Source organism: Ruegeria sp. B10 (genome assembly GCF_056539825.1).
The window spans coordinates 218962-243537 of the sequence record NZ_JBQFVP010000010.1; the positions used below are offsets into that span (position 1 = coordinate 218962).

19 protein-coding genes are annotated in these 24576 nt (G+C 59.6%); 7 read left to right on the top strand and 12 right to left on the bottom strand.

Annotated features, from left to right (window positions below; genetic code table 11):
• Positions 1 to 10 precede the first annotated feature (10 nt).
• From ACR0J4_RS15560 to ACR0J4_RS15575, 4 genes are read right to left on the bottom strand one after another with little or no spacing between them, the layout of a single operon-like run.
• Positions 11 to 661: an ATP-binding cassette domain-containing protein gene (locus ACR0J4_RS15560; RefSeq protein WP_170472646.1), complete on the bottom strand. Its 651-nt coding sequence runs from the start codon at positions 659 to 661 to the stop codon at positions 11 to 13.
• Positions 657 to 2369 carry an ABC transporter permease gene (locus ACR0J4_RS15565; protein WP_480668723.1) on the bottom strand — a complete coding sequence of 571 codons (1713 nt, stop codon included), beginning with the start codon at positions 2367 to 2369 and terminating at the stop codon, positions 657 to 659. The genes ACR0J4_RS15560 and ACR0J4_RS15565 overlap by 5 nt, the downstream gene beginning before the upstream one ends.
• Positions 2359 to 3555, bottom strand: a complete 1197-nt coding sequence (locus ACR0J4_RS15570; protein WP_170641094.1) for an ABC transporter substrate-binding protein — start codon at positions 3553 to 3555, stop codon at positions 2359 to 2361. Before ACR0J4_RS15570 ends, ACR0J4_RS15565 begins: the two co-directional genes overlap by 11 nt.
• A 15-nt stretch (positions 3556 to 3570) precedes the next feature.
• The gene (locus tag ACR0J4_RS15575) at positions 3571 to 4185 is read right to left on the bottom strand and encodes a CDP-alcohol phosphatidyltransferase family protein (RefSeq protein WP_170641093.1); all 615 of its coding nucleotides are present in this window, start codon (positions 4183 to 4185) and stop codon (positions 3571 to 3573) included.
• Positions 4186 to 4526: 341 nt separating this feature from the next.
• Here ACR0J4_RS15575 and ACR0J4_RS15580 point away from each other — a divergent pair, with 341 nt between their 5' ends.
• Positions 4527 to 5501 (top strand): LysR family transcriptional regulator, encoded by a 975-nt coding sequence (locus ACR0J4_RS15580; protein ID WP_170641091.1) that lies wholly within the window; start codon positions 4527 to 4529, stop codon positions 5499 to 5501.
• On the opposite strand, the gene ACR0J4_RS15585 is transcribed toward ACR0J4_RS15580, so the two are convergent.
• A complete protein-coding gene (locus ACR0J4_RS15585) occupies positions 5502 to 7022 on the bottom strand; it encodes a trimethylamine methyltransferase family protein (RefSeq protein ID WP_170641089.1) in 1521 nt (506 codons plus the stop codon).
• 194 nt (positions 7023 to 7216) lie between these two features.
• Between ACR0J4_RS15585 and ACR0J4_RS15590 the strand changes: the two genes are divergently transcribed.
• Positions 7217 to 9652 carry a GcvT family protein gene (locus ACR0J4_RS15590; RefSeq protein ID WP_170641087.1) on the top strand — a complete coding sequence of 812 codons (2436 nt, stop codon included), beginning with the start codon at positions 7217 to 7219 and terminating at the stop codon, positions 9650 to 9652.
• On the opposite strand, the gene ACR0J4_RS15595 is transcribed toward ACR0J4_RS15590, so the two are convergent.
• The gene (locus tag ACR0J4_RS15595; protein WP_170641085.1) at positions 9649 to 12969 is read right to left on the bottom strand and encodes an AAA family ATPase; all 3321 of its coding nucleotides are present in this window, start codon (positions 12967 to 12969) and stop codon (positions 9649 to 9651) included. The genes ACR0J4_RS15590 and ACR0J4_RS15595 overlap by 4 nt on opposite strands.
• 127 nt (positions 12970 to 13096) lie before the next feature.
• Positions 13097 to 13996 (bottom strand): LysR family transcriptional regulator, encoded by a 900-nt coding sequence (locus ACR0J4_RS15600; RefSeq protein WP_170554832.1) that lies wholly within the window; start codon positions 13994 to 13996, stop codon positions 13097 to 13099.
• A 114-nt stretch (positions 13997 to 14110) separates the two neighbouring features.
• Between ACR0J4_RS15600 and ACR0J4_RS15605 the strand changes: the two genes are divergently transcribed.
• From ACR0J4_RS15605 to ACR0J4_RS15620, 4 genes are all read left to right on the top strand, one after another.
• Positions 14111 to 14731 (top strand): glutathione S-transferase, encoded by a 621-nt coding sequence (locus ACR0J4_RS15605; RefSeq protein ID WP_170641084.1) that lies wholly within the window; start codon positions 14111 to 14113, stop codon positions 14729 to 14731.
• Between the two features lie 34 nt (positions 14732 to 14765).
• On the top strand, positions 14766 to 15242 hold the full coding sequence (locus tag ACR0J4_RS15610; protein WP_170641082.1) for a nuclear transport factor 2 family protein: 477 nt from the start codon (positions 14766 to 14768) through the stop codon (positions 15240 to 15242).
• Positions 15243 to 15265: 23 nt separating this feature from the next.
• Positions 15266 to 16891 carry an FAD-binding oxidoreductase gene (locus tag ACR0J4_RS15615; RefSeq protein WP_170641080.1) on the top strand — a complete coding sequence of 542 codons (1626 nt, stop codon included), beginning with the start codon at positions 15266 to 15268 and terminating at the stop codon, positions 16889 to 16891.
• Positions 16892 to 16971: 80 nt separating this feature from the next.
• Positions 16972 to 17571 (top strand): rhomboid family intramembrane serine protease, encoded by a 600-nt coding sequence (locus tag ACR0J4_RS15620; RefSeq protein ID WP_170554824.1) that lies wholly within the window; start codon positions 16972 to 16974, stop codon positions 17569 to 17571.
• A gap of 333 nt (positions 17572 to 17904) precedes the next feature.
• Here the strand turns inward: ACR0J4_RS15620 and ACR0J4_RS15625 are convergent, their stop codons facing one another.
• The 4 genes from ACR0J4_RS15625 to bcoG all read right to left on the bottom strand — a co-directional run bounded on the left by ACR0J4_RS15625 (position 17905) and on the right by bcoG (position 22383).
• Positions 17905 to 19131, bottom strand: coding sequence for a peptidoglycan-binding domain-containing protein (locus tag ACR0J4_RS15625; protein WP_170641078.1), 1227 nt, complete (start codon positions 19129 to 19131; stop codon positions 17905 to 17907).
• A gap of 152 nt (positions 19132 to 19283) precedes the next feature.
• On the bottom strand, positions 19284 to 20708 hold the full coding sequence (locus ACR0J4_RS15630) for a carnitine 3-dehydrogenase (RefSeq protein WP_170641076.1): 1425 nt from the start codon (positions 20706 to 20708) through the stop codon (positions 19284 to 19286).
• Positions 20705 to 21469 carry an SDR family oxidoreductase gene (locus ACR0J4_RS15635; protein WP_170554809.1) on the bottom strand — a complete coding sequence of 255 codons (765 nt, stop codon included), beginning with the start codon at positions 21467 to 21469 and terminating at the stop codon, positions 20705 to 20707. The genes ACR0J4_RS15630 and ACR0J4_RS15635 overlap by 4 nt, the downstream gene beginning before the upstream one ends.
• Entirely contained in the window at positions 21466 to 22383 is a 918-nt protein-coding gene (gene bcoG / locus ACR0J4_RS15640; protein WP_170554807.1) for a 3-dehydrocarnitine:acetyl-CoA trimethylamine transferase BcoG, read from the bottom strand. The genes ACR0J4_RS15635 and bcoG overlap by 4 nt, the downstream gene beginning before the upstream one ends.
• Positions 22384 to 22494: 111 nt before the next feature.
• Between bcoG and ACR0J4_RS15645 the strand changes: the two genes are divergently transcribed.
• Positions 22495 to 23478 (top strand): GlxA family transcriptional regulator, encoded by a 984-nt coding sequence (locus tag ACR0J4_RS15645; RefSeq protein ID WP_170641074.1) that lies wholly within the window; start codon positions 22495 to 22497, stop codon positions 23476 to 23478.
• An 11-nt stretch (positions 23479 to 23489) separates the two neighbouring features.
• Here ACR0J4_RS15645 and ACR0J4_RS15650 read toward each other — a convergent pair whose 3' ends face one another.
• Positions 23490 to 24467, bottom strand: a complete 978-nt coding sequence (locus tag ACR0J4_RS15650; RefSeq protein ID WP_170641072.1) for an HpcH/HpaI aldolase/citrate lyase family protein — start codon at positions 24465 to 24467, stop codon at positions 23490 to 23492.
• Positions 24468 to 24576: the final 109 nt, after the last annotated feature.

Below are 24576 nucleotides of genomic sequence, written 5' to 3' on the forward strand. Positions count from 1 at the left end.
GCAAAGCTGATCATCTCGACGAACACCGCTTTTCAGGCAGAGTCACAACACTGCCTCCTGCGGCATCGGCATCGGCGATGTCATGCGTCACCAACAAAACCGGCAGCCTTGCCGCGCGGGCTCGGGTAAAGACGAGGTCCCGCATTCTGTCCCTGAGGCCGACATCGAGGCGCGAGAAAGGCTCATCCAAAAGCAACGCATCGGGCTCCGCCAGAAGCATCCGCATCAGGGCGACTCGGGCGCGCTGGCCTCCGGACAGAGTCTCGGGATCGCGGGCTTCAAACCCGTCCAACCCGATCTCGGACAGGGCGGCTTGAATGCGCGCGGTCCGATCCGGGGTGCGGGGCGGCAGGCCAAAGCCGACGTTCTGACCAACAGACAGGTGTGGGAACAAAAGGTGGTCCTGAAACAGGATCCCAACGCGCCGTTTCTGAGGCGGCAGGGCACTCAGAACCCGCCCGTTCAACGTGATGCGCCCCTCAAGACGAAAGGCGGGCGACAACGTTCCGGTGATTGCCGCAAGTATAGTAGATTTTCCAACCCCGGACGGCCCCATCAGGCTTAGAACCTCTCCGGGCGCGATGTCAGCCGATAGCTGCACCAGCCCTCTGCCATCGGCGTGAGAGATCGAAAGCTGATCCAGTGAGAGGCCGGTTTCAATCATGGCGCAGTCCGCTTTTGTTGCGATAGACAAGTCTGGGGATCATCAAGGCCAGCAGAAACGGCAGCCATGCCGTGAACGCCAGCGCGATGGTCCAGACCCCTATCGCACGGCGATCACCGCCTGAAAACAGGGCCAGTGCCTCGGTCGTCAACGTGTTCAGCCGCCCGCCCGAGGCCAGAAGGGTTGCCAGATATTGGCCGACTGACACCGCCATCCCCACCGCAAGCGCGGTCAAGATCGGAGCCAGCAACATTGGCAGCCGGATACGCCAAAGCACTCCGACCGATCCCAGCCCCATAGCGGCGCCTATCGTGGCATAGCGGCGGTCGAGTGCGCGGTAAGGGCCAGCCAAGGCCAGAAAAACGTAGGGCAGAACGAAGACCAGGTGGGTCAGGATCACGGGAAGGATGCCCTGTGCCGCTCCGATCTGGATCGTCAGGATCTGCAGGCCCGGCAGGAAAGCGATCTGAGGCAGGATGAGTGGCAGGTACAAAATAACTATCCCGGTCCTGTTCATTGCACGCCCGGCGCGGAGCTCCGCGTTCAGGCAGCCGATCACCAGAACCAAAGCGATCAGTGCGGTGGCAAAGGCTAGTGCCAAGGTGACCAGGGTAACCTCAACCGCGTCCGGGCCGTGGCGCTCCCAGGAAATCAGACTGAAGCTGCTCGGTAGCGCGTCGGGAAACCTCCAACGCCCGGCGAAAGACCAGATAAACTGGCTGATCAGCCCGCCGAACACCGCGATTCCCGCCGTGAGTGACACCACGAGGCCAAGGGTTCTGAGGGCCGTGTCGCGCAAGCCCATGCCGCGCGTTCCGCTTTCAACGCCACGGTTGATCAGCGCAGCAACGGCCCTTTCACCCCCCCGCCAGACCATGATGGCTGCGGCCACCAGCCCCAATTGAACCAACGCAGCCGCAGCAGCGGGCGCGCGCAGGGCCAGATCGGGGTCCGTCATCCAGCGCAGGATGAACATGGACAGCGTCGGCGGGCGCGACGGCCCCAGAACCATCGCGACATCCACATTCGACATCGCATAGGCCAGGACCGCATAGATCGGCAGCCGGATCTGCGTGTAGAGCGCGGGCATCACGGCCAAGAACCACCCTCGGACCCTGCCGTAGCCCAGCACTTGCGTCACGCGCAACCGCTCGGCCGATTTGATCTGGGGCAGCGCGGCCAGTGACATCAACAGCAGGAAGGGCAGCTCTTTGATCAATAGCCCCGCAATCAATGACCACCCTCCGGGGTCTTGCAGGATCAACACGTCCGGAGGGCGGGTCCATCCCGTCAAACCGGGCGAGATCAACCGCGCAATCCACCCCGATGGTGCAATCAGGAACGCCAGCCCCAGCGCGGCCGCCGCATGGGGGACTGACAAAAGGGGCGACAGCAGCGTCTCAAGCCGCGAAAACACGCGTGTGCCCTGCCAACCTGCGATCAGCAGAAAACACCCGATCAGCGCCCCAAGTGTCGAAAGGAAACCGGTTTTGAACGACAGCCAGAGGGCTTTGCCCACGCCCGGCTCGGCCCAGAGGCGCGTCCACGGATAAAATGAAAACCCGTTTTGCCCGTCCGGGCGCATGCCTCCGAAGGCCGGGAGGATCGTTCCCAAAAGCCCAGCTGCGATGGGACCCAGCAGCAATGCTATCGTCAGCGTCGGTGCCAGCTCCCATCGTTTGCCGGGGCTGCGATCAGTTGCCAACGCCGTAACGCTCGGCCCAATCCGCTTCGATCCGGGTCATCCAGCTGGGATGCGGCTCCGGCAGGGCTTGGCCAAGCTCAGCGGGCGACAAGGTTGCCGCGCCCAGCTCCAAAGCGTCGAAGCCTGCGCGGTCCTCCGCCGAAAGGGCGGCCATGTCCAGCACGGTGCTAAAACCCAACAGATCTGGGTCCTGCGCGCGCAGCTGCGCCTCGGGGCTCATTAGGAAATCTGCAACGACCATGGCACCCGCCTTGGCCGAGGCATTGTAGGGGATCGCAACAAAGCTGGCATTGCCCAGTGTTCCGTCCTCCAGAACGAAAGTCCGCGCGCTTTCCGGCAGCTGCTGGTTGGCAATGGCCGTTGTCGCCTCACCCGGAGAGAAACTGATCGCCATGTCGACCTCTCCATCATTGATCAGCTGCAGTTGGCTTGGCCCGGTTTGCGGATAGGCGCGACCTGCACGCCAGAGGTCCGGAGTTACATCCTGCAGCCAGTCCCACAATGGTGCCGTCACCTGCGCATAGTCGTCGCCGGCGGGCTGCTGCAGGATAGCCGGGTCCTCGACCAATTCGATCAGCATCTGTTTCAGGAAGGTCGTTCCCAGAAAGTCCGGGGGCTGAGGGAACGTGAACCGACCCGGGTTCGCAGCCGCCCATTCGCGTATTGCCTCGGCGGATTTGGGAGGTTCGGGCAGAACCTCGCTATCATAGATGAACACGACCTGCGCCATGGCCCAAGGGCTTTCGAACCCTTCGGTCGGGACGGTGAAATCGGTAGTGACAGTCTTGCCGTCCACGTCTACGAACCGCCAGTTGGGCAGAGCCTCAGCAAAGGGGCCGAACAAAAGATCGGCCTCTTTCATGGCACTGAAATTGGCTCCGTTAATCCAGATCAGATCAATCGCACCGTCCGTGTCCTGACCGGCGGACTTCTCGGCAATCACCCGGCTGACCGCGTCGGCCGTATCGGTGAGTTTCACATGCTCGAGCTTGACGCCATGTTCCTCTTCGACGCGGATTCCGACCCATTTGATGAAATCGTTGATCGTGGTCGAGCCGCCCCATGCGTTCCAATAGACGGTCTGGCCGTTGGCCTTATCCAGAACGTCCTGCCAGTTTGCGGGATCAGGTTCAGCCCATGCTGTTCCGGCCAGCGCCGCGCAGAGGGCAGCAAATAGATATTTCATGGGTTTTCCTTGCGTTTATTCCGAGTGAGTGAAGACCTGCCGCGCCAACAGGATGCGCGAAATGGCGGTGACAAAGCAAACCGCGCCAAACGCCCATGCCATCGGGTCGAACCATTTAGGCAGCAGGCAAATTGCGATGAAGAAGGCAATGGTTTCAGTGCCTTCCAGAAGACCGCCGGTGAAATACAGTGACTTGGCACCATATTTCTGCGACTCCAGCCCACGTTTTTCGGCGAGGATCGCATAGCCCAGGAAGGTCGCGCCGTTGAAGTAGAAGCTGACCAGCAACCACGCTCCGGCCAGGGCATTTGCCGACGGGTCCGCCCAGACAAAAGCCATGGGGATCGCACCGTAGAACAAAAAGTCACAGGTGATATCGAGATAGCCGCCAAAGTCTGTCTTACGCCCAGCGCGCGCGATTGCCCCATCCAGGCCATCCGCCAGACGCGACAGCAGGATGAACAGGACGGCCAGAGCCTGCAATCCCAATACGATCGCCCCTGCTGCCAAAAAGCCGAACCCAAGACCTGCCAGAGTCACAAGGTCAGCCGAAACACCACGCGCCGCCAAACCCCGCCCAATCGCGTTCAGCGGCGGATCGATCAGAGGGCGGATGCGAGCATCAAGCATGGTTGGCCTCCGGGCTGCGGACAATTGGCACGGAGACGCAGCTTTCACATGCTGTGGCATCGGACAGAATCGAAAAGAGAAGGCCGTTTTCCAACTTGAGTTGCCTCACTACCTATTTGCACGACATCCGCAGGATCGTGCCATTTTGCTTGGGTACGAATAAAGAACGATAGGGCGAAAGAAAAAAGGAATACCGCATCTTCACGCTGTTGTGTCATCTGCAACACGAGAAGATTGTAGCGTACCGGTTAGTAGGTGCGGCTTTTCGTTGATTTGATTATTTACCAACAATAATTTCAAATCATTGTAGCTAATTCACGCCTAGTTCGCGCCGAGGAAACATGTCCCGCCATTTAGCCTCCAAAGACCTGAACCTTAAAGGCTTGGAGTTGTTTCAGATCTGCGCCCAGAAAGGATCGCTTCAGGCCGCAGCTGAAGAGACCGGCCTGACCATCAGCACTGTCTCGCATCACTTGCGCAATCTCGAAGACCACCTTGGGGTCGAGCTGTTCAACCACTCGCGCAGGCCGATGGTTCTGACGCCAAAAGGGCAGGTCTTTCTGCGCAATATCAGCGATGCGCTCTATGCCATCCGCAAGGCCAAGGCCGAAGCATCCGCCGGGAATATTGCCGAAGCGAGTTACCTCAGGATCGGCACGATCGAGGATTTCGACAGCGATATCATCCCAGAACTCGCCGTCTTTCTTTCGGGCCATATGCCGAGCTGCGATTTCATGTACCACACCGATTCCAGCCACGCGATTGTCGAGATGCTGCGCAACCGGCATCTTGATCTGGGGATCACGACCACCCCTGAGGAACGGCTACGGGACCTACAGGATCGCCCGTTGTTACGAGACCCGTTTGTGGTGGTCCTCCCTCGGTTCAGCGAGAAATCCCTTTCCGACGTTGTCGAAGGGCGCACCAAACTTCCGTTCTTGCGGTTTTCCAGCAATCTGATCATCGCCCGGCAGATCGAGTCCCAAATGCGACGGCTGGGGCTTTCACCGCAGTCCAATTTCGAATGCAGCAACAACCAGACTTTAATGGCGATGGTCGCTGCCGGTGCGGGCTGGACCATCACCACCCCTTTGCTGTTCTCGCGTGCCAAAAGGTTTCACCCAAATCTCAGCATGCACAAGTTTCCAGGCAAGAGCTTTGCCCGCACGCTTGCGATTGTCTCTACACCCGATTGTTCGCGGTCCGTGTTGGACCTGATAGATGGCAAGCTGCGCGCGCTGATCCGAGATCACGCTTTGACTGCGCAATATGAGAAAACTCCGTGGCTGGCGGATAGCTTCAAACTGGTGGAATGATCAGATCAGAATATTGAACCGAGACCGGATAGCCTCCTCCTGTTCGGGCGTCAGGTAAGAAGGCTTGTGGTCGCGAAGAATCTCGCCCGCGAGGGCCTTTGCCCTACCCCATGCATCTTGAGCGCCATTTTCTGCCCATGTGCGCGGCTCAGCTCGATCAGCAAGTGTGGGGTAGAAGTAGTCCCGCTCCATCGCCGCATGAGTATGCTGGCCCCCCAAGAAGTGCCCATCGCCCAGAACGGCATCGCAAATCGCATCGAACCCGAGGTTCTCGTCCGTCACCTCGACCCCGCGCAAGGCGCGATAGGTGTTGGAGTGCATCTCATCATCCAGCACGAAAGCCTCGAAACTGGCCCCCAACAACGATGCAGTCATGCCCGAGCTTTCGTAGATCAGGTTCCCTCCCGCCAAAGCCGAAGCCATGGAGGTTATGCCTTTCTCCATCCCATATTGCGCATCTATTGCCTTGGCGTCGGTCATCGAACAGGCCACGCCAGACGGCAAACCAAGCCAATTGGACAGCTGCGCCGACGCGGCATTCAACACCGCGGTCTCTCCGCTACCACCGGAAAATGCCCCGGTGCGCAGGTCAATGACCAAAGGCCAGTTCGAAAAAACCATTGGAAACCCGCGCTGGATTGCGTGGACCATCAATAGAGCTGCCAAGGTTTCCGCCAGAGATTGCGCCAGAAACCCCGCCAAGGTCGCAGGCGCCGTTGCTCCGGCCTGCGCCGCCGTGATGCACGAGATCGGAATGTTGTGTTTGATGCATGCGTAGGTGACATCCACCGCATCTTCGCCATAACGCATGGGCGATATCATCGGGCTGATATGAGCCTTCATGAACGGGCGTTTGGCAAATTCTCCGGGCCCTCCTGCGGCGATGTCCAACATCTTGACAATCGGAGCGACATATTCGGCCAGCGTGAACGACGTCGCCGTCGGTTTGGTGGTGTTCTTGAGCAGCGCGAAAACGGTGTTCACATCCAGATCGAAATTGTCCGGCACATCGGTCGCCACGCAGCAACGTGTAAACCAGCTGATATTGGCCAACGTGTCCTGTAGCCGTGTAAAGTCATGCAGGTCCTTCAGAGTCGAAGGCCGATAGAGAGCACTTTCCATATCAAGCGTCTGCACCGCGGCCCCACCGGTTCCGAAATACACTTTATTGCCACCAACTTCGATCGACCTCTTGGGATCGCGGCCATGTAAGGTGAAAGTCTTTGCGGCTTGATCAATCGCCTCTTCGACAAGCTCGGGCGGGAACAGAACGCGCCCCTTGCCGTTGTCTACGGCTCCCACGGCCAACAGATCGTTTCGCAATCTGTCCGGCACCTCTCCGATACCCAGTTTCTCAAGCAAGTCGAGGGCAGTATCATAGATGCGGCGCAGGTCGGCTTCGCTGAGCGGCTTATACATCCCGCCGATCTGACCCGGCGGGCATGGATCAAACGCGGGCTTGGCTGCTCGTTGTGCCAGACGCCCTTCGCGCCCACCTCGCTTGCTACGCTGTCCAGCCATTCCCAGTCCTTTGAAACAGGGTGTTTGTGACATGAAGCAAGAGGAATTGTTGCCCGTGGCGCAAGATCATCTCTTTTACTTCGAAAAAATAGATTTCTAATTTTGATAAAGTCTCATTATATCACTCTACAATTGCACATGGTGACAAACGGACTTCGTATGCAGGGCAAGCGAACTCCGGAGGCTCAACCGCCATGAAATCCCGTACCAAAGTTGTTGTCATCGGCGGCGGCATTGCTGGTTGCTCGACGCTCTACCACCTGACGCAGGAAGGCTGGAGCGATGTGGTTCTGGTCGAGCGGAACGAGCTGACCAGCGGTACCACATGGCATTCGGCAGCGCAGGTGACGAATTTCGGCATGAACCAGACCATGGTCGGGCTGAAGACGCATTCGATCAACCTGTACAAAGAACTCTCCGAAAACCCCGAATATCCGATCAACTACCACCACGCCGATGGCGGCATCCGGCTGGCCAATACCGAAGCGCAGATGCAGGGCTATCGCCATTTCGCCTCGATGGCGCGTGGAATGGGCGTGCATTTTGAGGTGATCGACGCCGAGGAATGCGCCCGCCGCCACCCCTTGATCTCAACCTCGAACCTGTTGGGTGGATTGTGGGACCCTCTGGACGGTGACATCGACCCGGCCCAGCTGTGTCAGGCGCTGGCCTATCACGCTCGCAAAGCTGGCGCCGAGGTCTATCGCAATACGCCGGTCATCGCTCTGACGCAGCACAAGGATGACACTTGGACTGTGCATACGGAACATGGCGACATCGATTGTGATATCGTCGTCAATGCCTGTGGCTACCGCGTGAACGAAGTGGGCGCGATGATGGAGGTTCACCACCCCGTCGCCTCGATGGAGCATCAGTATTTCCTGACCGAAGATATTCTAGGCATTGCCGAAGCCGGTCACCGGATGCCTCTGCTGCGCTGCCCGATCAGTGATTATTACTGCCGGCAGGAAAAGGGCGGGCTACTGGTCGGGTTCTATGAGCAGGACTGCAAAACCTGGGGCATGGACGGGATTGATCCAAACTTTGTAAACGCGCTCTGCCCCGATGATCTGGAACGTGTCATGGACGTTCTTGCCGGAGCGTTTGAACGCATGCCTGCTCTGGAAGAAACAGGCATTCGATCCATCGTGAACGGACCGATCACCTATACCATCGACGGGGCCCCTCTGGTCGGGCCGATCCCCGGCAAGCGCAACGCCTTCTGCATCATCGGCCTGCGCGCGGGCCTTGGCGAAGGCGGTGGCCATGGCTGGCTGCTGGCGCAACAGATCGTGCATGGTGAGGCATGCTATGACACGTGGTGCCTCGATCCGCGCCGGTTCACTGGTCATACGAATGTGGAACTGACCTCTCTGAAGGCTATCGAAGACTATCAGAACGAATTCCGGTTCCACTTCCCGCATGAACATCGCCCCGCCGGACGCCCGGCCAAGACGACCCCGCTGACGCCCGTACTGGCGGCAGAAGGGGCCGAGTTTACCGTCGTGAACGGGTGGGAGCGGATGGACTACATCAAGCCATCACCCGATTTTCACCCGACGCTCACCTTCAACTTCGATGAGGCGTTCGACATCGTCGCCGCCGACGTGAAGAATGTGCAGGAGAATGTTGGCCTGTGCGAAGTCAACGGCTTTAACCGGTTCGAGATCACCGGCACCGATCGCCACAGCTTCCTCGATCGTATGGTCTGCGGCTCGGTCACCAAGCGCGACGGTCGCGTGGGTCTGGGCTATCTGCTGAACCACCACGGCATGGTCAAAGCCGAAGCCACTGTGGCAAACCTGCCTGCCTCGGATCGGGGGCCAGAGCGTGTGTGGTACGGCTCGGCTGCGGCCAGCGAATATCACGACATGGACTGGCTGACCCAGCATGTTCGCGAGGATGAGGATGTTCAGATCCGATCGCTGACCAATGACCAGACCATTCTGGTTCTGGCTGGCCCAAAGGCCCGCGATGTTCTGTCGGCCTGCGCCCGGGGCGACTGGTCGAAAGAGGCCTTCCCGTGGCTTTCGGTTCGCGAATGTTTCATCGGCTATGCCCCTGCAACGGTTATGGGTGTCAGCTTCTCGGGCGAGTTGGCCTATGAAATCCACTTGCCCAACGCCTCGCTCTACGCGGCCTATCTGGCCCTACGCGCGGCGGGTGAGGCCCATGACATGAAGCTGTTTGGAGCGCGCGCGGTGGAATCCATGCGGATGGAAAAGGGTTTTCTGCATTGGAAATCCGACATCCTCACGGAATTTGACCCATATGAGACCGGCTTGGATCGGTTCGTAAACCTGAACAAAGCTGAGTTCATCGGCAAGGAGGCCCTGTTGGAACGCCGCGCCAGCGGCAAACGCAAGCAACTCGTGACGCTGCAGATCGACGCAACCCACGCACCCGCCCATGGCGGGGCTTCGTTGATGCATGGCGACACTGTGGTTGGCACCGTCACCTCGGGCGATTGGGGTCATCGGGTCGGGCAAAACCTGGCCTACGCGTTCATTGATCCCACGTTGGCGGGCGAAGGGACCAACGTTCGGATCGATATGTACGGGGATTTGGTCGACGTGCGGATCATCCCTGCCTCACCCTATGATCCTGAACACACGCGGATGCGCGCCTAGGCCGTTTCCTCCCCGGCCAACAATTCACGAGCCAGACGCATCTCAACCGTTTGGTCCCCGCCCGAGATCGCCTCAACCGCCGCCTGAAGCGCTGTGTTTGCGTTCGCCGCGCAGTGAAACCGCTCGCAGGTTCGGGCGAAATCTATCGCCGTATGCAGGGCAAACATCCGTGCTTTCTGGTTCTGTGCGCGGGACAAAGCTTGTCGGAATTCCGCCTCAGCGGGACTGGTCGAGGATTTCGCCAGCGCATAAACCCGGTCAGTTTCTGCCTGCGCCCACCCCTCGTTGGTCAAACGCTGATGTTCACGCGCTTCCGCCAATGCGGTCAGAGCGCCTTCATGGTCGCCCATGGCAAGTGTGACTTCGGCAATCAGTGTCATGAAGAACGGTTTGTGATTTCCCGCTCCGCTGGCCCACCATGCATCCGTCGCCCTTTTGAGGTCCTTGATGGTGTCCGGGCCAGGGGATGCGTAGGCCTTGACCCAGCTTCTCCAGACATTGGCCGTCAGGGTCATGAAGGTGAATGCGTGCTTGTTCGACAGCTCTTCCAGTTGCTCCATCTCTCGGATCACAGCGCCTGGATCGCGGCGCAGAAGATGCAGCATGCAAAGGTAAGTAAGAGCCTGCGCCACGCTATGGGCATGATCTAGGTCGCGGGCAGCCTCGACCGCCTGAGTCTGTATTTCCAGCGCCTTGTCCGGCTCACCGCGCATCCAGGTGGCGAGGCTCAGGAAGCAAGAAGTTATGGCCGCGTGGTCGGAGCCATAGACATAGGCCAGATGCGCATCGCGGTCGGGGCGATAGAGGGCCAGCGCCAGTTCGAGATGCGCGTGCGCCGGGTCCAGCTCTCCGATATGAAACAGCACCGCGCCCATCGCCCGATGGGCCACCATTTGATGTTGCGTTTCGCCTGATGTGTCCGCCAAGTCCAGAAGTTGCCGCGCCACGACCCGCGCCAAATCATACTCACCGCGCACCAGATGAAAGGAATAGAGGCCGTTGAGGACCGGGAACAGGTTCTCTTTCTCATCCATGCGTTCACACAAGTCCCGTATCCGGGCATAGGTCGAACCGGTCTCATCTGCGGCGATACCGGCAGTCGAGCGCAGAACCCCTGCGCGCAGGGTCTGTATCTCAATCTCTCGCTTGTCACGTTCAGTACTGGTCGTTTGGTCGCCCAGCAGATCAAGCGCCAGGGACAGCTGCGTATTCGCCTCGGTATTGGCCGAGCGTTTGACGGCGCGCTGACCGGCCAAATAGCGACAGTCGATCGCCTCATCCACCATACCTGCAAGGGTGTAGTGATGGGCCAGAACTTCGGGGCCTGCATCCTCGACTGCCGAAGTTTTCTGGTCCAAAGTCTTGGCAACCCGTTCGTGCAGAACCCGGCGTTCGGTTTTCAGAAGGCTGTTATAGGCGGTGTCGCGGATCAGGGCGTGGCGATAGCTGAAGGTCTGCAACTCGTCATCTCCTGAGGTCGTGACGATGCCAGCCTCAACCAACAGGTCCAAACCGGACCGCAGCACAGTATCGCTGAATCGCGACACTTTCGAGATAAGCGGGTACGAGAATTGAGGCCCGATCACAGCCCCGATTTGCGCCACTTCCTTGGCCGAGCTCAAGCGATCCAAACGCGCCATCAACGCATCATGCAGCGCACTGGGAACCGAGCTTGCAGCAGACGCCCCTCCGCTTGCGTGGGCGATTGGAGCATCGGGCATATCGCCGGATTCCAGCAGGTCCTTCGTCACCTCTTCTACGTAAAGCGGTACGCCATCGGACCGGGCCGCCACCAGTTCGTACATGGCGTCGGGGATGTCCTGCCCTTGCGCGACCTCATTTGCGATGCGTTTAACGTCCTGAAAATCAAGCTGCCTGAGAACCACTTTGGTCAGATTTGATTGCAACGCCCAACCTGGGTCAAATTCCGGCCGGAAAGTCATCACGACCATCACTGGAAGATCTCGGAGACGGTCCACCAGCCGATCCATCAGCGCCTTTGTCGTCGGATCTAGCCAGTGCGCGTCCTCAAACAATAGCAAAACCGGCTTATCGGATGCATCGGCCAGCAAATGGTTCAGCAACATCTCATGCGTCTGATCCATGATTTGCTGCGGCGTCAGGGTCAGCGGCCCCAACCGATCTTCGAACGGGACCGACAATAGGGACGCAGCCAATCGCAAAACCTGATCTGAGGGGTCTTTCAAAACCGACGATATCTTCTCCAGCTTTGCCTCATCCGAGTCTTCAGACCTTAGGTCGGCAACATGGTGAAGCCGCCGGATGATCGGATAAAACGAGCTGGCAAAATGGTACGGAGAACATTGCAGCCGAATTTGCTCATGCGCGCCTTGAGGGGTTTTCTGCCGCAACTCCTCGATCAGTCGCGATTTCCCGATCCCCGGCTCTCCAGACACCAGCACGATTTGACCTTCGCCCTCACTGGCCAGCTTCCACTTGTCGCTGAGCGTCTCATATTCCGTCATGCGACCAATGAGAGGGCCGAGGGAGGCACCCTCAACACGTCTGAAACGGCTGTCCGTATCGCGCGCGCCGGTCACTTGCCACGCCTCGACTTCTTTCGTGAACCCCTTCAGCTTGAAAGACCCTTGAAGCACATAGTCGAAGGCCCCACCCGCCAATTGATGCGTCCGAAGTGAGACAATCATGGTGCCGGGTTCCGCCATCGCCTGAAGACGAGCGGCCAGATTGGGTGTCTCACCCATCGCGGTGCCGTCTTCGAACATCTTCTCGCCGCGCAAGTCCCCAACCACGACCAGACCGGTGGCAATCCCGATACGCACCTGTAGCTTTGCGTGGGTGCGGATCTCGGGTACTTCACGGATGATGCGCAAGCCGGCGCGAATGGCGCGCTCGGGGTCTTCTTCATGGGCCAGCGGAAACCCGAAGAACACCATGATCCCGTCGCCGTAATAGCTTGCAATCTGACCGTCGAAATCCGCGACGGACGCCGCGCAGGTCTCTTTGAACAGCCGTAGAACTTCGGCCAGATCCTCGGGATCGACCCGCTGCGAAATCTCGGTCGAGCCGACCAGATCAATGAACATAACCGTCAGCTGACGGCGTTCGGCTACAATCGACGCGCCCAGTGCCGTGTTTTGCGGCCGGGCGTTGCCGTCAGTAGTTGCGCGCACCGCCTTCATGAACCGCCGCCGAGGTCCCAGAGGCAGGCCAATGGTCACGAGGTCTTCGTCGGTCAGCTCTGTCAGGTCACCCAGTTCAATCTCATTGTCGGCGAAGGCGCTGGCGTATTTGGCCAGTCCGTGCTTGCTCAGCCAACGTTCGATTTCGGCCATATCATCCCTTCCAAGGCTGCGGGCGTCCTCTCAAAACTGAATTCCGTGAGGGTCGCCCGGCGCTCAACCCTACGAGAACAAGGGGCCAAGGATTGGTCAAGGGTCTAAGCGTCATAGGTTTTAGGCATTACGCTCCGGCGTTGCAGATCAGGTCGTCGCTTGCCAGATGGTCGATCAACGCGCGGACCCGCGTGGTCAGCCTGCGGTTTTGCGGGAAAAGTGCCGCCACGACGTAAGGTGTGACACGGTATTCGGCGAACAGCTCGACCAATTCCCCGGACCTAAGGGCATCCGCCACCGTGTAGGCCGGGCATCTGGCAACAGCCACTCCTGCAGCAGCCAACCTTGCAGAAGCTGCGGGCGCATTGGCCTGTAGGCGACCATTGACGTGCACCGTGACCTCGTTGCCGTCGACATCAAAACGCCAGAGCGCAGGGTCGCTCATGTTGCCGTCCAGGATGCACTCATGCGTGGCAAGGGCACTTGGATGCGCGGGCACACCTGCACGTTCAAGATAGTCCGGAGACGCACACACAATCAGCGGCATCGGCCCCAACCGGCGCATCTTGAGGGAACTGTCTCGTGTCGGCCCGATCCGGATCGCCAAATCCAAACCTTCTTCGATAATCGACACCCGACGGTCTGAAAGGTTGAGATCAATCTCGACCTCAGCGTGCTGTTCGACAAAAGCCGCCAGCGACGGGGCCAGCCGTAGTGAGCCGAACCCTGTCGGCGCGGAAATCCGTATCACACCGCGCAAAGAGGTCTGCGCATTGCGCACCGCCTCTTCCATTTCGTCAAACCCGTCCAAAAGCGGTTCGCACATCGCCAAGTAGGTCGTCCCCGCATCCGTCAGGGATACGCTGCGGGTGGTTCGGTTCAGAAGCTGAACGCCCAGCGCCTCCTCCAGATCGGCCACGTATTTGCTGACCAGACGAGACGACCGCCCAAGCCGCTGGGCCGCCAATGTGAACGAGGCATTCTGCGCCACCAGCGCAAAGGCGCGCATTCGGTCGATCTTGTCCATATTATTGCGCCCTCCTAGGGCTTAATGATCCCCCAAAACTGCGCATTATCGCCCATGATGGCAAGCTGTATCTATAGCCGCAGAAGCAAATCCGCGCATGACAGGAGCTGACAAATGTCGAACGCAGTACGTATCCACCACTTCCCGAAATCCGGCCACGCGCACCGCGCTCTGGTCTTTGCCAAGCTGGCCGGTATCGCCCATGAGGCCGTTTTCGTCGATCTCGTCGCAGGCGAACACAAATCGCCCGAGTTTCTGGCGATGAATCCCAACGGGCAAGTCCCGGTGCTTGAGGATGGCGATGTTGTGGTCTCGGATTCCAACGCGATCCTCGTGTACCTGGCCCGGCAATACGCGCCTGACTGGATGCCGACCGATGCGGTGGGCGAAGCGGCGGTGCAGCGCTGGCTGACCCTCGCCGCAGGAGAGATCGCGTTCGGATCCGCCGCAGCGCGGTTGATCGCGGTGTTTGGTGCACCTCTGGACGTCGATTTTGCCGCCGCAACCGCAGCCAAGGCGATGCAAAAGCTTGAAAAGGGATTGGAAGGCCGCGACTGGCTGGTTGGCGACCGACCGACCATCGCAGATGTGGCCGCCTACTCCTACACGGCCCACGCGCCTGAGGGGAACGTCTCGCTCGACCCCTATCCGAATGTGCGGGCATGGATCGCTCGGTTCGAGGCGCTGGACGGGTTCGAGCCGATGCCAGCCACCGCCGTGGGCCTCGTCGCCTGAACGTCTTCGCCAGACACCCCATCGGAGACGTGCAATGACACAAGAAGCCCCCCGTCCCCCTCTGCCGCCCTTCACCCGCGAAACCGCGATTGAAAAGGTCCGTCTGGCCGAAGACGGCTGGAATGGCCGCAACCCGGCCAAGGTTGCGCTGGCCTACACGCCTGACAGCAAATGGCGCAATCGGGCCGAATTCCCAGTTGGCCGCGCCGAGATCGAGGCGTTTCTGACCCGCAAATGGAACAAGGAACTGAACTATCGCCTGATCAAGGAGCTTTGGGCCCATGACGGCAACCGCATCGCGGTGCGATACGCCTATGAATACCGTGATGACAGCGGACACTGGTTCCGGGCCTACGGCAACGAGAACTGGGAATTCGACGAAAACGGCTACATGGCCAACCGCTTTGCCAGCATCAACGAATTGCCGATCACAGAGGATGAACGCAAGTTCCACTGGCCTCTGGGCCGTCGCCCGGACGACCATCCGGGGCTGAGCGATCTGGGCCTTTAAACACACACCAAGGAGGTTAGACGATGTCTGGCACGGATACTCCGTTTCACGCGGGCGAACTGGCGGCGCAGGTGCGGGCGGGTGCGGGCGATACGGCCCGCAGGGCCGCTCCGTACATTCGCGACCACTTGCCGGACCAGCATCGTGCCTTCTATCAGGCGCAGCCGTTTCTGGTGGCTGCGTCCAGCGATGCAGAAGGCCGCATATGGGCGACAATCATTGAAGGCGAAGACAGGTTCGTTCATTCGCCTGATCCCCGCAGACTGACGGTTGATACCGTGATCGACCCGCGTGATCCGCTGGCAGAAAGCCTGCGAAAAGGGGCTGATATCGGCGTTGTCGGCATCGAGCTGGCGACGCGGAGACGCAATCGGTTCAGCGGTCGGACCCGTCCAACCGACACTGGTTTTGCAATCGATATCCGCCAGAGCTTCGGCAACTGCCCTCAGTATATCAATGAACGCGACTGGCGGCGGGTGGCCGGCAATAAACCGGAAGAGGCGGTGGTGTCGGATCACCTCAACCCCGAACAGATCGCCCGTATCAGCGCCTCGGATACCTTGTTCGTCGGGTCTGGTCGGCATGGTCCGCAACACGCGGCTTCGAACGGGTTTGATGCCTCTCATCGCGGGGGGACACCCGGATTTGTTCGCGTGGTCGGCCCAAACCGTCTGCGTATTCCCGACTATTCCGGCAACAACTTCTTCAACACGATTGGTAACCTGTTGGAAAACCCGCACATCGGGCTGCTGTTCGTCGATTTCGCGACCGGAGGGCTGCTACATCTATCCGGGCGGGCCGAGATCGACTGGGCTCCGGCCGAGGCTCGTGACCCCAACATTCTGCGCATTATCGACGTACAGGTCGACGCCGTGATTGACCGACCAAACGCGCTGTCGTTGCGATGGTCGGCTGAGCCGACCCCATCGAGGCAGCTGGTGGTTACGGACAAGATTGCCGAGGCCGAGGGGATCACCTCATTTCACTTGCGACCTGCAAATGGGGGGCCACTTGCCGCCTTTGAGGCGGGGCAGCACCTGCCGATTACGCTCAACGTTCCGACGCATGACACCAAGCTGCGGAGGACATACACCCTGTCCGGCAACCCGGTCGAGGACAACTACAGGATCACTGTGAAACGCGAACCGAATGGTGCTGCGTCCCGCTTTCTGCACGACAAGGTGCAAGTGGGCGACGTGATCGAGGCCAAACCGCCGGCCGGAGATTTCCTGGTCCCCTCCGGTGACAGCCCCCTTATCCTCATCAGCGCCGGCGTTGGCGTGACCCCGATGGTCGCAATGCTGCATCAGACTGTGGCACAGCACCCTGATCGTCCGGTCTGGTTCATACACGCCGCGCGCAACGGACGATTTCACGCGTTGCGCGGCGAAGTTGACGACCTGATTGCCACCAGCCCGACCGCACGGAAACGGATCTACTACAGCGCGCCTAAGGCCCAGGACGTGGCGGGGCAGGATTTTGACGTCAAAGGCCGGATCACAGCGCAGGCGTTGGTCGCATTGAATGCCGGTCCCAACGCTCAGTATCTGCTCTGCGGTCCTTTGGATTTCATGACCAACCTGAAGTCCGCTCTTGAAGCGTTGGGGGTCGAGGAAAACCAGATCCATTTCGAGGTCTTTACCACCTGAGCGCGTCAGCGCCCACACTCTGATCCGACCATCCTGCAAGGCGTATTGATCGTTGTCACTGCCACGATTATCTATTTCATATGATTGATAAAAACGGTAAACGTGTTGTTTTTTCGCGGTTCAAGGTCCTGGCGCTCTTCATAGCGGTGCTTTGGGCGATACAGGTTCTCAATTGGACGGTTGGGTACCGCCTGAACCTCGCGTTCGGGCTGATCCCAAGGCAGATCGCCGGGTTGGACGGTATCTTTGGCATGCCACTTCTGCATGCCAGCTTTCCGCATCTCATTTCTAACACGCCTCCGCTGATCCTGATGGGGGCCTTGCTGGCGGCTACAGCAACACGGGCATTGTTGGTCGTGAACGCCGTCATCATCGCTTTGGGCGGAGCGCTGGTCTGGCTGTTCGGAAACACAGCCATCCATATCGGCGCATCCGGTCTGGTGTTTGGGTGGTTCGGCTTTCTGGTCGCGCGCGGATTGGTTGATCGGTCGCCAGTGACCCTTGCCGTGGCTATGGTGGTTGGGGTGCTATACGGTTCAATCCTTTGGGGCGTTCTGCCCGGCCAGCCCGGCATCTCGTGGGAGGCGCATCTGTTCGGCGCAATCGCAGGCGTAGCCGCGGCCTTACTCGTCCGAACACATGTGCATGCCCCGCGGATTTTGAACGTGGACCAACCATAGACAAGCATCACGGGAAAGGGGTTGATTGCGGATCGCTGACACACCCTTGGCGCTGGGAATTGCGCGACGCTGATCGACGTATCCTCGCCCACCGCGTTGGTTGGCGGAACAAGCGGGTATGTCGCTTGCCGCCAATGCCAAACAGCACGCCTTTGAGGTGTTTGCGCACGGGCATTGTATCTTGACGCATTCAGAAGCGCGTGACGCCAAGAATTAAATTTGTATATCGCTGATTTTCGCAGAATTGCTCTGCACCCAATCATGGTTCCTGCTATTGCGGCGCTTGAAGAAGCCGCGGGCGATCCATGCGCCCGCGGAATGGGTCAGCCAGACCTACTGTGTTTCTGTCATCGCTGCCCGTAGCAATTCCGGGCGATCCGATTGTGACGGCAGGAACACGGCCTGAGATCCGGCATCCAGCGCGGACAGGCTTGCGTCATACCACTGCATTGCCAGATCGCGACGCTCTTGCACGCCGAAACCTTCGCGCAGGTGGTGACCGATCAACTCTCCATAGGCAGGTTCACCCATGGCAACCAGCATCAATGCCGAGCCTACTGCGCTGTCCATATTGTCCTGACGGTAGCCCATCGCCAGACAGACCTTGCTTGTCGCTGCAATGTCCTTGGGGCTTAGGCCAGAATCCAACGCCAGCTTACGCATCTGCGTTTCGGCCTCGGTTTTAGACGTCAACGACAGGGAGACGACCTGAGGTGCAAGCATCTCACCATAGGCCTCGCATTGCGCGGTCACTTGATCCGGTGTCAGGCCCTGAATGTCCTGCATCAGATCCTCACCCCGTGCCATGGCGTAGCTGCGCGCAAGACAGAACTGCTCGCTCAGGGCGAAATCTGGGTCCGACATGTTCGCCAGCGTCGTGTAGCCGCCATTGGTCGAAGTTTGCAGCATCACTGCACTACAACGGTTGGCCAGCGACGGGCCACCGGTACCGCCCGCAAACAGGCTCGGCAGCGCTGCAGTGGCCGTTTCGGTCACTTCCGGCTCGGGCGCTGGTTCTGCAGGGGCCGCCGTTGCAGTCACAGGTGCCACAGGTTGCGGTGCGGGCACCGGAGCGGCGGCCACAGCTGTGCCCGTTTGGACTTGCCGACGATAGGCCATCAACAAAGGCTGTCCGGAGAGCTGAGTGCTGGCCTGACCACCACTCGTACCCCAGTAATAGGCCTGCATCAGGAAATCGCGCTGATACGGTTGGAAATCATACCCGTTGACTGGGTATCCCATGGACGCCTGATACCGTTGGATTGCAGCTCGCGTGCCGCCACCCACCTGACCATCAACACGCCCCGCATTGTAGCCGAAATAGTTGAGCGCCGTTTGCGTCTGCGCCCCTTCCGAAGTAGATGGAATGCTTGGCCGATATGTCCGGGTGGTCGAGCGCTGCGCTTTCTTCTTTTGCTGATCTTTGCCGATTGCGTAGCCAACCACGCCTCCGACAACAGCGCCGCCAATGAAGTCACCCGCATCTGCCCTGGCAATCTGGGGATTCGCGGTAGACAAAGCGAAGGTCAAACAAAGTGCTGCCACTAAACGAAAAATCATAATTTACCTCCAAAACACAACAACAATTGGAGGAAATTATAACACAACGCCGCCGGGCTTGCGGAAAAAAGGCGGATCAGGATCTTTGCAGATCGACCCGCCAGTAGATGCCGCCGCCGGATTCATGAACCCAGAGGCGGCACGCGTTGCTATCAGCCCCGTTGCCCCACATGGCGGCCCGCCCCCTGAGGGGCTGGCAGCTTGGCGTGATCTTCGGCGAAAGCGGTCAGTTTCGCGGCCACATACTCGGTCGGCAGAGAGGTCTTGCGCGCGTTCAGATCCATATGCAGCAGCAGGGTTTCGACAGTGGCCGCGACCTCTCCATCCGGTCCGTGCAGACGGTGGAACAGGTGCATTTTCTTGCCTTCGCCCCGCAGAACCTGCGTTGTGACGGTCAGACGATCCCCCGCATGCAATTCCGCGTGGTACTGCACGAAATTCTCGACCGTGAAATAGCTGTTGCCCGCCGCGATATAATCTGCATCCGCGTCGATCATCAGCATGAAACTGTCCGTCGCCTGGGCCGAGACCTCGATATAGTGGGCCTCATTCATGTGGCCATTATAGTCTGTCCAGCTTTGCGGGATGACACGATCCACCGTGATCGGCAGATCATCACCTTCGGGGTCAGGCAACATCGCTTCGTGCGCATTCAGAACGCCGCCCGCCCCGCTGCCGGTCTTCTTTAAGGCGCGCATCATTCCGATCAGGTTGTCATCGCGCAGACGCTCAAGTTCGCGGATCGACAAATGGCCGGATTGCGCGTCCGACTGACCCGCGATCAGGTCGACCAGTTCATCGGTAAATTCCGGCACATCCATCAGCTTGGTCCAGGGCCATTGCAAGGCCGGGCCGAATTGCGCCATGAAGTGTTTCATCCCCGCTTCGCCACCCGCGACGCGGTAGGTTTCGAACAGACCCATCTGCGCCCAGCGGATACCAAACCCCATGCGGATCGCTTCGTCGATTTCCTCGGTCGTGGCGACGCCATCCTTGACCAGCCAAAGCGCCTCACGCCAGACAGCCTCGAGGAAACGGTCAGCGATGTGTGCGTCGATCTCTTTGCGGACGGTCAGCGGATACATCCCGATGGACCGCAGGATATCCGACGCCTTGGCGCATGTGTCCGCGTCCCCCACCAGCTCGACCAGCGGCAGCAGGTAGACGGGGTTGAACGGGTGCGCGACGACGACGCGCCCGCCCTGTTCGTTCAGTTCAGAGGGTTTGAACCCCGAGGTCGAAGACCCGATCACCGCATCCGCAGGCGACAACTCGTCGATCTGCGCGTGGATCTTGTGCTTGAGGTCCAAACGCTCGGGCACGCTTTCCTGAACCCACACGGCACCAGCCAGAGCCTCGCCCATGTCGTCATGAAAAGTCAGAGTACCCTCGGCTGGCAGCGCCTTGTCATAAAGGGCGGGCAAGGCACGGCGGGCATTGGCCAGTACTTCGCCGATTTTGCGCTCGGCTTCCGGGTCCGGGTCAAAAACCGATACGTTCCAGCCGTTCAGCAGAAAACGGGCAACCCAGCCCCCGCCGATCACGCCGCCGCCGATGATGGTTGCTTTTTGTGTCATGGCGCAAGTGTCTCCGTATGGCCATCAATGGACAGAACCTGCCCCGAGATTTTGGTTCCCGCCTCTGAGGCAAGGAAATGAATGCTGTTCGCCACGTCCTGCGCCGTAACCCATGTTTTCATGGACACGCCGGTCACATAGGCGGCGCGCATGGTCTCAATGCTCTGACCATGGGCTGCGGCCTCGTTGGCCAATACACGCTCCATCCGGTCGCCTTCAACAGCACCGGGGCAGATCGCGTTGACGCGGATGCCAAAGGGGCCAAGCTCCATCGCCAAGGTTTTGGTCAGACCGATCAGGGCCCATTTCGCTGCCGCATATGGGGACCGCATCGGATAGCCCATGATCCCAGCGGTGGACGAGGTCATGACGATCAGGCCACTTTTTTGCGCCTTCATGACCCGCGCCGCCCAGCGACAGGTCAGATATGCACCGTGCACGTTGGTGGCGAGGCATTGCTGCCACGCGTCATAGGCAAGGTCTTCGATCGGCCCGGCGGGGCCGCCGGTACCGGCATTGGCGCAGACCACATCAATGCCGCCCCATTCGGCCTCAACCGAACTTAGGTAAGCGTCCATGGCGGCTTCCGAGGTGACATCGGCCACCACGGCGATACTGCCGGGATGCGATTCGGCAAAGCTCTGAACCGCTGCGGGATCTGCATCGCAGACCGCGACCCGCGATCCATCTTGAATGAACTGCTCCGCAATAACACGACCGATGCCCGCCGCGCCTGCGGTTACAAGAACGCGCCTGCTCATTTCGCGACGGGAGCGCGCTTGGTCAGGCCCAGTTTCTCGCGCACGGCGTCCGGGCCGATGATCTTGGCGCCCATGTTCTCGATCACCGTCACGGCCCGTTCGACCAGTTGTGCATTGGTGGCCAGAACGCCTTTTTCCAGAAACAGGTTGTCCTCAAGCCCGACGCGGACATTGCCACCCGCCAGAACCGATTGCGCAACGTAGGGCATCTGGTCGCGACCCAGCGAGAAGGCCGACCATGTCCAATCAGACGGCACCGCATTGACCATCGCCATGAAGGTGTTGATGTCATTGGGGGCGCCCCACGGCACACCCATGCACAATTGAACCAGAGCGTTGGGCTCCAGAATACCCTCTTTTACCAGTTGCTTGGCGAACCATAGGTGGCCGGTGTCGAAGGCCTCAATCTCGGGCTTTACGCCAAGATCAGTCATCATCTGACCCATCGCCCGCAGCATGCCGGGGGTGTTGGTCATCACATAGTCTGCTTCGGCAAAGTTCATGGTGCCACAGTCGAGGGTGCAGATTTCGGGCAGGCATTCGGCGATATGCGCCATCCGCTCTGTCGCCCCGATCATGTCAGTGGCCGCTTCATTGACCGGAAACGGGTTTTCGGTCGGGCCGAACACAATATCACCGCCCATACCGGCCGTTAGGTTCAGCACCACATCGACCTCAGCATCGCGAATGCGGTCTGTCACCTCGCGGTACAGGCCCAGATCGCGCGAAGGCACGCCGGTTTCCGGGTCGCGCACGTGGCAATGCACAACGGCAGCCCCCGCCTTGGCCGCATCAATCGCCGAATTGGCAATCTGCTCGGGCGAGCGCGGCACATGAGGGGATTTGTCCTGCGTCCCACCAGATCCAGTGATGGCACAGGTGATGAAAACTTCGCGGTTCATGGCAAGGGGCATATCTTTGTCCTTCGATCAGCAGGAATCGCGCCTTGGAAGGCGACTGAATGCGGCAACGCTACTTTCAAAACCCCGGAACACACGATACATTTCTCGTCAGGAGGAATACTTTTGTCGTCATCCCCGCATGAGCATTTCGAGTTCCTGTTGCTGGATGGGTTCTCCAACATGGTGCTGGCCAGCGCGCTCGAGCCGTTGCGAGACGTCAAGATGCGCGCGCTCTACGCCAGTCCGGGTTGGGAGATCACCAGCCTGAACGGCGAACCCGTGGAAAGCTCGAGCGCGATACAGGTCTCTCCCAATCGGGCCTTCGACCCGGCGAAATCGACTGGAACGCTGGTCATCGTGGCCGGTTACCGCGTCCGGCAGCAGATCAACAAAGAGCTTCTGGCTGCAATCCGACAGGCCGTTCGGACCGCCAAGCGCGTTCTGGCTTTGGATACAGCGGCTTGGATTTTGGCCGAAGCCGGGGTTCTGGACGGGCACCAGGCCACGATCCACTGGCAGGAGCTTGATGCCTTTCGCGAAAGCTTTCCCGAAGTGAACGTGTCCAGCGCGCGGTTTGTCCATTCCGGCCCGTTTCTGACCTGCGGAGGGGCCAGCACGGCGCTGGAACTGACCCTCGACCTGATCCAGAACCTGTTCGGCCCCGCCGCCGCGTTTGATGCATCGAACATGTTCATATACGACCCCGCCCGCCAGTCCGAGCTGAAGCGCGGTTCGCAACAATTGCAGGATCGTGGGTCCCCAAAACTGCTGGACGCCCTGAATGTCATTGCCGAGAACCTCGAGACTCCGTTGACAACCTTTGAACTGGCCGAACGCGTCTCGCTCTCTGAGCGCAGCCTCAGCCGCGCGTTTGCGGATGAGTTGGGGATGACGACCGGCAAATACTACAAGCTCTATCGTCTGCAACATGCGCGCTATCTGGCGCAGGAAACGCGACTGAGTGTCGAGCAGATCGCCCTGCGATGCGGGTTTTCTTGTGCGTCGGCCTTGGGGCGGTCGTTCACCCGTGAATTCGGCCGTCCGATCAGCGCCTTTCGTCCGCAAAACCGAAACGGGCCGTCCGATTGGACAGCCCGAACCGTCTAACAATTGGCAGATCACGCGGCAGCGATCTGACCTGCCTTTTCAACCAGCACCTCCGCCTGCCGGATCGAGGCATAGTCGATCAGGCGACCGTCCAGCGAGACAGCGCCCTTGCCTGCCGCCTCCGCATCGGCCATCGCGACGAGAATCCGCTTGGCCTTGTCCACCTCGGCATCCGAAGGCGACATGACTTCATTGGCCAGCGCGATCTGGCTGGGGTGAATGGCCCACTTGCCTTCGCACCCCAGCACCGCTGCGCGCTTTGCCGCCGCGCGATAGCCAGCGGGGTCCTGAAAATCACCGAACGGGCCGTCGATCGGGCGCAACCCGTTTGCACGTGCCGCGACCACCATACGCGCAAGCGCGTAGTGCCACATATCACCCCAATGGGTCATGCGGCCGCCCTCAGGATCGGCATCGGTCAGCACCGAGTAATCCGGGTTCACACCGCCAATGATGGTTGTCCGCGCACGGGTCGAGGCCGCATAGTCGGCAACCCCGAAATGCAGACTTTCGTTGCGTTTCGACGCGGCAGCAATCTCGCTGACATTCTGCATGCCGAGCGCCGTTTCGATGATATGTTCGAACCCGATCCGCTTTTTGTAGCCTTTGGCGTCCTCGATCTGGGTGACCAGCATGTCGACGGCGTATACATCCGCGGCGGTGCCGACCTTGGGGATCATGATCAGGTCCAGACGTTGACCGGCCTGTTCGACCACATCCACCACGTCGCGATACATGTAATGAGTATCCAGCCCGTTGATCCGCACCGACATGGTCTTGTTGCCCCAGTCGATGTCATTCAGGGCCTCGATGATGTTCGCTCTAGCCTGTTCTTTTTCGTCGGGCGCGACGGCGTCTTCCAGATCCAGGAAGATCACATCCACATCCGACTTGGCCGCTTTTTCAAACATGCCGGGCTGGCTGCCCGGAACAGCCAGTTCGCTGCGGTTCAGACGGGCCGGAGCCTGTTCGATTGGGTGAAAGCTCATGGTTTATTGTCCTTGGTTTTACAGGTTCGGATAGATAGGGAAGCGTGCGCAGAGGTCGGCGACTTCTGCTTTGACCTTGGCCTCGACCTCGGCATTGCCGTCTTCGCCA

Coding starts and splice junctions, on each gene's coding strand:
- ACR0J4_RS15570 (WP_170641094.1), bottom strand. CDS start 3,555: ATGAAATATCTATTTGCTGCCCTCTGCGCGGCGCTGGCCGGAACAGCA.
- ACR0J4_RS15575 (WP_170641093.1), bottom strand. CDS start 4,185: ATGCTTGATGCTCGCATCCGCCCTCTGATCGATCCGCCGCTGAACGCG.
- ACR0J4_RS15580 (WP_170641091.1), top strand. CDS start 4,527: ATGTCCCGCCATTTAGCCTCCAAAGACCTGAACCTTAAAGGCTTGGAG.
- ACR0J4_RS15585 (WP_170641089.1), bottom strand. CDS start 7,022: ATGGCTGGACAGCGTAGCAAGCGAGGTGGGCGCGAAGGGCGTCTGGCA.
- ACR0J4_RS15590 (WP_170641087.1), top strand. CDS start 7,217: ATGAAATCCCGTACCAAAGTTGTTGTCATCGGCGGCGGCATTGCTGGT.
- ACR0J4_RS15595 (WP_170641085.1), bottom strand. CDS start 12,969: ATGGCCGAAATCGAACGTTGGCTGAGCAAGCACGGACTGGCCAAATAC.
- ACR0J4_RS15600 (WP_170554832.1), bottom strand. CDS start 13,996: ATGGACAAGATCGACCGAATGCGCGCCTTTGCGCTGGTGGCGCAGAAT.
- ACR0J4_RS15605 (WP_170641084.1), top strand. CDS start 14,111: ATGTCGAACGCAGTACGTATCCACCACTTCCCGAAATCCGGCCACGCG.
- ACR0J4_RS15610 (WP_170641082.1), top strand. CDS start 14,766: ATGACACAAGAAGCCCCCCGTCCCCCTCTGCCGCCCTTCACCCGCGAA.
- ACR0J4_RS15615 (WP_170641080.1), top strand. CDS start 15,266: ATGTCTGGCACGGATACTCCGTTTCACGCGGGCGAACTGGCGGCGCAG.
- ACR0J4_RS15620 (WP_170554824.1), top strand. CDS start 16,972: ATGATTGATAAAAACGGTAAACGTGTTGTTTTTTCGCGGTTCAAGGTC.
- ACR0J4_RS15625 (WP_170641078.1), bottom strand. CDS start 19,131: ATGATTTTTCGTTTAGTGGCAGCACTTTGTTTGACCTTCGCTTTGTCT.
- ACR0J4_RS15630 (WP_170641076.1), bottom strand. CDS start 20,708: ATGACACAAAAAGCAACCATCATCGGCGGCGGCGTGATCGGCGGGGGC.
- ACR0J4_RS15635 (WP_170554809.1), bottom strand. CDS start 21,469: ATGAGCAGGCGCGTTCTTGTAACCGCAGGCGCGGCGGGCATCGGTCGT.
- bcoG (WP_170554807.1), bottom strand. CDS start 22,383: ATGCCCCTTGCCATGAACCGCGAAGTTTTCATCACCTGTGCCATCACT.
- ACR0J4_RS15650 (WP_170641072.1), bottom strand. CDS start 24,467: ATGAGCTTTCACCCAATCGAACAGGCTCCGGCCCGTCTGAACCGCAGC.